This is a genomic window from Okeania sp. SIO2B9 (assembly GCF_010672505.1).
Classification (GTDB): Bacteria; Cyanobacteriota; Cyanobacteriia; order Cyanobacteriales; family Microcoleaceae; genus Okeania; species Okeania hirsuta.
In genome coordinates, this window is the sequence record NZ_JAAHGK010000168.1 from 1 (window position 1) to 8,213 (window position 8,213).

Consider the following 8,213-nt stretch of genomic DNA (forward strand, 5'->3'; position numbering starts at 1 on the left):
GGGGATAGTCAACGAAGGGCCGCTCCGCGTCTACGCTCCCCCAAGTAATTTTGAACACCCCCGTTGACGGTGGGGTATTAAACCCACAAAGAAAATGATAATAATGATACCAAAATACAGCTACCTCCTAAATAACTCAACACTTTCTTACTTCTTGCTTCTTACTTCTTCCTTCTTCCTTATTCAATTACAAATATCTCTGAAAAACTTCTTCTCAATAAGTTCCCCAGCTTTAATAGATTTCCGCAGCCAATTTAATTCCAAATCTAATTTTTCTGTTTCAGTTAATTCCCAATTATTATGCTGTCGTCGCAAACGATTTGTCATATCATATAAACACAAAGCAACACTAACTGAAATATTAAAACTTTCACTAAATCCCTGCATTGGAATTTTTACCGATACATCTGCATTGTTTTGAGCATATTCTGACAACCCATTAATTTCCGAACCAAACATTAACGCTACTTTTGTATTTACAGATAATTGTTCAACAGTTATTTGTTTTGTATGGGGGGTTGTTGCTGCTATAATATAACCCTCACTTCTTAATTTTTTTAAACATTCTTGAGTATTATTTATGCCTTCTTGATTATAGCGGTATAATGTTAACCAGCGGTCTGAACCAACAGTAACACCTTGAGTAATTGTGAATATATTTTTGTTCTCTATAATATGCACATCTTGTACCCCAAAACTGTCACAACTTCGGAGTACCGCACTAGCATTGTGGGGTTGATAAATATCTTCTAAAATAACAGTAATATGACGGGTTCTTTGCTGCAAAACAGATACTATTTTTTCCCAACGAGCATGGGTAACAAATTGACCTAAATAAGTAATTAATTGTTGTTTTTCTTCTAATTGCATTCAGCATTAATCTAAATATTTATATTTACCGAAAAATTAAGGTATAAAGCCTCTACATTCATAGAGAAAAAATAAAAACAATCCTTTTAGCCAATCCTCTTAGTTTACAAGAAATTGTTAATTATTAATTGTTGAAAGAGAAACTGCTATTTTTATCAATCGTTCTTGACCTTAAGTTTCTCTTTGTGCTTTTTTTTAGCTAATAAAGGTTCTTGCATTATTTTTTTTAAAGTTGGCTTGGAAGCATAAGGTTTTACAAGTTCTTCTAGAGGCATTTTCCTAGTTTCATTACTATTAACATTAACTTGATAAACAATATTATTATCAACATCTAATCCTGTTAGCCATCCACTACGAGGATGATACGCACTCGTGTCAATATTTAGCCAACCTGCCCCACGAACTAACTCTCCAGGCTCAACATTATTAAAAGTAAAAGTTATAGTATGACCTATAATCATTAACTTATTGGGAAAGTAAGGTTTTTCAATACCATGAAATTCTTTGCGAATCCAACAATATTCATGATAAGTTTGCTTTTGAATAGGTAGTTTTGGATTTACCCCTGCATGAACTAACCAAATATCTCCTAAGTCTAGATATAGAGGTAGTGATCGAATCCATTCTACATCCTCATAAGGCATAATTCCTTGATCTCTATAACTTTCTACCGTTTCATTCCCTCCACTGTAAAACCAAGCTTCCCATGCTCCTTTTTTGTCTGCTTTATCTGAAAGAGCTTGAATCATCATTTGTTCGTGATTTCCCTGGAGAGACTGATAGGAGCTATTTCTGACAAATTCTATTACTTGGGAGCTTTTTGGGCCTCGATCTATTAAGTCCCCTAAAAAATACACCTTTTCATTTTTTCCAGGGGCGATCGCCTCTAGCAAAACCATTAGACCATCATAATGCCCATGTACATCACCAATTATAATACGTCTCTGCTTCATTTTTACTTCTAAAGATTTCCTACAATATCTAGTTTTTTTCTATCTACTTTATTGCATTAAGTAAGGCAAAAAAGACTTTATTATACTAAATTTTAATGTCAGAAAATTTAATTAAAACATCTAATATATTATTCACTTTAATTTGTATCTATAATATCACATAGTTTCTGAGGTAAACCGACCCTAATTTTTAGGCAAATCCAGAATGTAGCTAATTTGAAACAAATTGTAGCTTCGAGTAAAATTGGGGTCGGCATACCTTAGACGAAAAATACTTTTAGTAAGTTCATGTCTGCGGAAAATTTAGTTACTTAAAGCACGCAGGAATTTTTGAATTTCAGTTAAAAATCCTTTCCGTTTTGGTTTAGTAGTAGTTTGCTCAGAAGAAGCAGAGCTATCTATTTTAACTGTAGTAGTAGCTTCAGCTAAAATCATTTCCACAGTATCTCCCATTGGTTTCTCAGATCGCTCTGCAATTAATTTATATTGGCCATTTTCCTCAAGCAAAACTTGCCAGGGAGAAGGATAACAACGATACAATGCAGCCTCACCAAAAGACTTGATATAGTAGCAAGATTCAATAGTTGTAAGAAATCTTTCCCGGAGTTGACGTGCTGCATAACCAATTCCGACAATAGATACATCCTCTAACCTCGGAATTAACATTACAACTGGGCGATCGCCTGCCAGATTACACAATTTTTCGGCCTGGGCCACTTCTACAGAAGAAAGGGCAACTAACAGAAAAAACTCGTCTTCCGGTGAAATTTTGCTATCAACTGGAGACCTACTTGTGCCAATATCTTCTACTTTTACTTTAAAAGGCGCTTCTTGCCAATCTCGTCTTGCTAATGCTGCAGCACCAGTATCAGGAAAGAAGACTTTTGGTTGAATGCCTTCTTCAAGTAAAGCAGGAATAAATTGTGCTGCTAGAGATTGAGCTTGAAGTTCAATTTCTGGAATAACTATTTCGATTTGGATTCTACTATAACCATCCTGGAGAGCTATCTTAGTAGCTTCTATAGCTTGAGCGAGTGCTTCATCTATGTCATTGGGTAGTTTATTCATCTATAAATAGCGATCGATATTTCTAAATTTCTCAACTATACTGTAACTGATAGAAGATTTTCAACAATCTTCAGTACTTTCCATAACATAATAAATAAAACAGGACTTACCCATGCAACTCCCTTGAAAACACCATTTGTAGGGGCGTTAACGTAGTTGTGCGTAGCAAATGGCATTGGGTAGCGCCAAGCTCAGAATTGCGCCCTCACTCGATTTAGTGTCCGCGCATAAGTCCCGATCATAAATAAAACTTGAACAAAAGGAAAATATGAGACATCCATTTGACAATGACCTAGAGACTCTTGAGTCTTTACAAAAAAGTCAAGTTGAACCTAAGCGTAATACTCCTAATGACCCTTCTCAACCTATAGCAACAACTCAAGCAATAGGAGAAGAAGGTGGTGCTACAACAGAAGCTTTTGATGATTCGGAGAATGGTGGCGAACTTATAGCAACAACCTTAGAATTAGGAGAAGAAGGCGGTACCAGTGAAGCTATAGGAACAACTCAAGCACTAGGAGAAGAAGGTGGTAATCTTTCTGTACCTACTACTCAAGCACTGGGAGAAGAAGGTGGTATTACTCCCATCGGAGTGCCACCGGGAGAAGTAACAACTCAAGCTATAGGAGGAGAAGAGGGAGGTTTTGTTACTCCTATTAATAATGAAATTCTGACTCAACCAGGTTCTGAAGAAGGTTTCGCAACCACTCAAGCAATAGGAGAAGAAGGTGGTATTACTCCCATCGGAGTGCCACCGAGAGAACTAACAACTGAAGCAGTAGGAGAAGAAGGCGGTTTTGCTACTCCTATTAAGAATGAAATTCTGACTCAACCAGGTTCTGAAGAAGGTTTCGCAACAACTCAAGCAATAGGAGAAGAAGGTGGTGTAACTACTTTAGCAGTAGGAGAAGAAGGCGGTGTTACTACTTTGGCAATAGGAGAAGAAGGTGGTTTTGCGACTCCCATTAATAATGGAACTTTCACTCAAGTAGGTTCGGAAGAAGGTGGTGTAACTACTTTAGCTATAGGAGAGGAAGGTGGAGATTTTAATGAAGAGATTTATCGGCAATCTTATCCTGGTATTGATGTTGCTATCAATAGAGGAGAATTTAGTTCTGGTTTAGAACATTACATTCAGTTTGGACAATTTGAAATTGAACGCATTGGTTTTTTTACTGACAATGATAGTAATGATATTATTAATGCTTTCGGCAACAATACCAGAATTGTTGGTGTTAGTGTTATTGGATATGACCTCATCAACGACCGAGTTATACCTAGTGATTTGGGAACAGGAGAAATTGATATATTAGTTGGTAGTTCGGGAATAGAGGGAGTAGATCAATTTATACTTGGTTCTTCCCAAGGGTCGCCTTTTTATCTTGGTTTTGGTGATTCAGACTTTGCTTTTATTCAAAATTTTGATACTCCTTTAGATCAAATTAAGTTATCAGGAACTTTGAATGATTATAGTTTTGAAATCGTTAATGATTCAGTTAATATATCTACTCTATCAGGAGATTTGATTGCCATCATAGAAGGTGTTTCATCTCTAGATAATTTAAACCTTAATTTTATTTAGTTAATAAATGGGAAAGTAGACTTGTAAGCAGAAATATATTCAAACTCATAATATTAGAACTTATACCAGTTTTATTTGAGGTTGCATAGAATGATGAAATTCATTAAATCGATCTATTTTTATCTACGCTTACCTGCGGTCAATTATGCTTGAAGTCAATTATGCTTGAAAGATTATTCTATGCAGCTTCATTTCAATTTGGTATTACGCAATACTAAGGTATTTTCGTCCGAAGCGACTGATAGGGAAGCAATCTCAAATCCTAGTTTTTTGTACCTCATGGGTAAGTCCTGAATATCTACGCTTTTTTCTCCCAAGTCTTCCTTTTCTTTCTCATTCCCTTTCTTCCTTTAAAATACTTGACAGGAGATGTCCCTTTGACTAAAAAGATAAATTACGACTAAAAAATGGGAGCAAAGCAATTCATTCTGACTCCTGACTCCTGACTCCTGACTCCTAAGAAATAGCCTAACTATTTGTAGCAAACAGTTGTCAAATTGGTATAACTTTAATGAATATTTTAATCCTGGGCAATGAAGAAGATATTCATGCTGCCCATCTCAAAAAGTCTCTCACAGAAAAAGGAATAACAGTTGATTATTTAGATACTCGTTTATTTCCCACTAAGTTAAAAATCTCTTGGCAACCTATTACTCACACAGGATGTTTAATATTTCCAGATGGCAGAAAATGGAATTTAGCAGATATAAATAAAATTTTTTGGCGGACTTTTGCCGGGGTTAATGTTCCGAAATTAACTGATTTATATCAGGAGAGAATAGCAGTTAATGATTCGATGGGTTTATTACGTTCTTTTATGCGGTCTAAACCTGATAAATGGGTGAATAGTTGGGAAGCTTATGAATTTCATAAAGAAAAACCATTACAGTTAAGTTTAGCTAATAAAATAGGTGTGACTATTCCAGGGACTATTATTACTAATAACGCTGATGAAATTTTAGAATTTTCTCAAACATTTAAAGATGTAATTTTTAAACCTGTTTATGGAGGTTCTCATACTCAATTTTTAACGAAAGAACATCTAGAAATTAATCGGATGAAATTAGCATTAAGTATTTCTCCCGTAACTATCCAAGAATTTATTCCCGGTACAAATATTCGTAGTTATGTAATTGGGGAAAAAGTTTATTCTGCTGAAATTCGGAGTAGTTCCTTAGATTTTCGGGAAGATAAACGAGCAAAAATAATTTATTTAGAAACACCAGAGGATATCAAAGAAAAATGTTTAGCTATTACTAAAGCATTCGGATTAAAATGGACTGGTATTGATTGGCGATTTAAACCTAATGGAGATTTTGTTTTCCTGGAGGCGAATTTTAGTCCGATGTTTCTTCATTTTGAAAGGGAAACAGGTTGTCCGATAACTGAGGATTTGATTCAATTATTAACAAGTTAACTAGCTATCAGCTATCAGCTATTAGCTTAAAAATTTGTGTATAGAATTAGGTATCTGTTTGGGGAGCACTCCAGACCGAAACGCTTTTTAAAGTTGGGCAAGAATATTTATAATAAATATAATTGTTATACATCAACAAATTCATACAATTATTTTCAAGGAGTTGGTAATGTCTGTACAATTATTGCGACGACTATTTACTGTAGACCAGTATTATAAAATGCTGGAAGCAGGAATATTAACTGAAAATGAACGAGTAGAACTAATCCGAGGAGAAATTGTCAAAATGTCCCCTATTGGTATTCATCACGCAGTTTGTGTGGACAGTCTTACCGAACTGTTCATTCTACGTTTAGCAAAAATTGTTACTGTGAGAGTTCAAAATCCTGTAAGATTGAACGATAATTCTGAACCAGAACCAGATATCGCTTTGCTGCAACGACGGCAAGGATTTCGTCGCACTCAACACCCTCAACCAGAAGATATATTTCTCCTTATAGAGGTGTCAGATACAACAGTTAAATATGACCAAGAAGTAAAAATTCCCTTATATGCTGAGAATAATATTGTTGAAGTTTGGTTGGTGAATCTTCCTCAAAAATGTCTGGAAGTTTACCGACAACCTACTGCGAATGGTTATGAGATTGTGCAGACTTTTCAACGCGGTGAAACTGTGACAATTCAAGCTTTGCCTAATGTAACTTTTACTGTTGATGAAATATTGGGAGATTAATACAAACTTTCAACATTAATTACCCAATATTATATAAATTTATTCTGTTCTGAGTATTAGTAAAAAAAGCTTTGAGCTATGACTAAAAAATAGCTGAATGCGGATAGCTGTTTGCTGAATGCTTAATACAATTTTCTCAAGGAGTCGATCATGTCTGTACAATTATTGCGACGACTATTTACTGTAGACCAGTATTATAAAATGCTGGAGGCAGGAGTATTTACTGAAAATGAACGAGTAGAACTAATCAGAGGAGAAATTATCACAATGTCCCCTATGGGTATTCGCCATGCAGGTTGTGTCAACCGTCTTAATGAACTGTTCTTTTTGCGTTTAGCACAGACTGTTACTGTGGGAATTCAAATTCCTGTAAGATTGAATAATAATTCTGAACCAGAACCAGATATCAGTTTGTTGCAACGACGACCAGATTTTTATGAGACTCAACAACCTCAACCAGAAAATGTATTTCTCCTTATAGAGGTGTCAGACACAACAATTAAATATGACCGAGAAGTAAAAGTTCCCTTATATGCTGAGAATAATATTGTTGAAGTTTGGTTGGTAAATCTGACTGAAAAATGTCTGGAAGTTTACCGACAACCTACTGCGAATGGTTATGAGATTGTGCAGACTTTTCAACGCGGTGAAACTGTGGCAATTCAAGCTTTGCCTAATGTAACTTTTACTGTTGATGAAATATTGGGAGATTAACACAAATTTTCAACTTCACCATCGCTCCAAACCCGATATGAATGTGTATTGAATGTCAAAATTTTAGTGATTTATTTAATTTTTTGGTTTAAGTTTTACTTATCATACTTTACTATCCATCTACATAGTAGCCTATATTTAGTGGGGAATATGTGATTGTAATTATTGGTTGAAAAAATTATTACTTTGGATAATCTTAGGGAATTATACCAATATGGAAATCTATAAAAAATCAATTTATCAAGTAGGAGGTAGTTTGCCTCCAGATGCTCCCACTTATGTAACTAGACTTGCCGATGAACAACTTTATCAAGGTTTAAAAGCAGGAGAATTTTGTTATGTATTGAACTGTCGTCAAATGGGTAAATCTAGTTTAAGAGTCAAAACTAGACAACGGTTGGAAGCAGAAGGAATTGCCTGTGCAACTATTGATATTACAGAAGTTGGTACTTGGGAAGTTACTGCCGACCAATGGTATGCTGGAGTCATTGATAGTATTGTCAGTAGTTTAAATTTAGATGATTTTTTTGATATTGATGAGTGGTGGTCGGTTACAAATAAACTCTCGAATGTGAAACGTTTTAGTAAGTTTATCAGAGATTTTTTGCTGCCTACTGTTAAGCAAAATATTGTAATTTTTATTGATGAAATTGATAGTACCCTGAGTCTACCTTTTAATATTGATGATTTTTTTGCCGTAATACGAGATTGTTATAACAAAAGAGCCGATAATTCAAATTATCAAAGATTAACTTTTGTGATGATTGGTGTGGCAACTCCGGCAGATTTAATTATGGATAAAAAACGCACTCCTTTTAATATTGGTATACCTATAGAATTAACTGGTTTCAAAATGTCGGAAGTAGCTACTTTGGA

The 8,213-nt window shown here is 35.0% G+C and carries 8 protein-coding genes; 5 read left to right on the plus strand and 3 right to left on the minus strand.

The window, feature by feature from the left end; translation table 11 throughout:
* Window positions 1-183: 183 nt before the first annotated feature.
* From F6K13_RS08445 to F6K13_RS08455, 3 genes are all read right to left on the minus strand, one after another.
* On the minus strand, window positions 184-870 hold the full coding sequence (locus F6K13_RS08445; protein ID WP_124142792.1) for an RNA methyltransferase: 687 nt from the start codon (window positions 868-870) through the stop codon (window positions 184-186).
* A gap of 155 nt (window positions 871-1,025) precedes the next feature.
* Window positions 1,026-1,823, minus strand: a complete 798-nt coding sequence (locus F6K13_RS08450; protein ID WP_124142791.1) for a metallophosphoesterase family protein — start codon at window positions 1,821-1,823, stop codon at window positions 1,026-1,028.
* 303 nt (window positions 1,824-2,126) lie between these two features.
* Window positions 2,127-2,891, minus strand: coding sequence for a DUF1995 family protein (locus tag F6K13_RS08455; RefSeq protein ID WP_124142790.1), 765 nt, complete (start codon window positions 2,889-2,891; stop codon window positions 2,127-2,129).
* Window positions 2,892-3,159: 268 nt separating this feature from the next.
* Here F6K13_RS08455 and F6K13_RS08460 point away from each other — a divergent pair, with 268 nt between their 5' ends.
* From F6K13_RS08460 to F6K13_RS08480, 5 genes are all read left to right on the plus strand, one after another.
* A complete protein-coding gene (locus tag F6K13_RS08460) occupies window positions 3,160-4,473 on the plus strand; it encodes a hypothetical protein (RefSeq protein ID WP_287287198.1) in 1,314 nt (437 codons plus the stop codon).
* A gap of 511 nt (window positions 4,474-4,984) precedes the next feature.
* Complete coding sequence (locus tag F6K13_RS08465; protein WP_124142789.1) at window positions 4,985-5,890, plus strand: RimK family alpha-L-glutamate ligase; 906 nt, start codon at window positions 4,985-4,987, stop codon at window positions 5,888-5,890.
* Between the two features lie 169 nt (window positions 5,891-6,059).
* The gene (locus tag F6K13_RS08470) at window positions 6,060-6,623 is read left to right on the plus strand and encodes a Uma2 family endonuclease (protein WP_124142788.1); all 564 of its coding nucleotides are present in this window, start codon (window positions 6,060-6,062) and stop codon (window positions 6,621-6,623) included.
* Between the two features lie 150 nt (window positions 6,624-6,773).
* A complete protein-coding gene (locus tag F6K13_RS08475) occupies window positions 6,774-7,337 on the plus strand; it encodes a Uma2 family endonuclease (RefSeq protein ID WP_124154854.1) in 564 nt (187 codons plus the stop codon).
* Between the two features lie 214 nt (window positions 7,338-7,551).
* Window positions 7,552-8,213, plus strand: a 662-nt coding sequence (locus F6K13_RS08480) for an AAA-like domain-containing protein (protein ID WP_287287199.1), incomplete at its 3' end; no start/stop codon positions are given.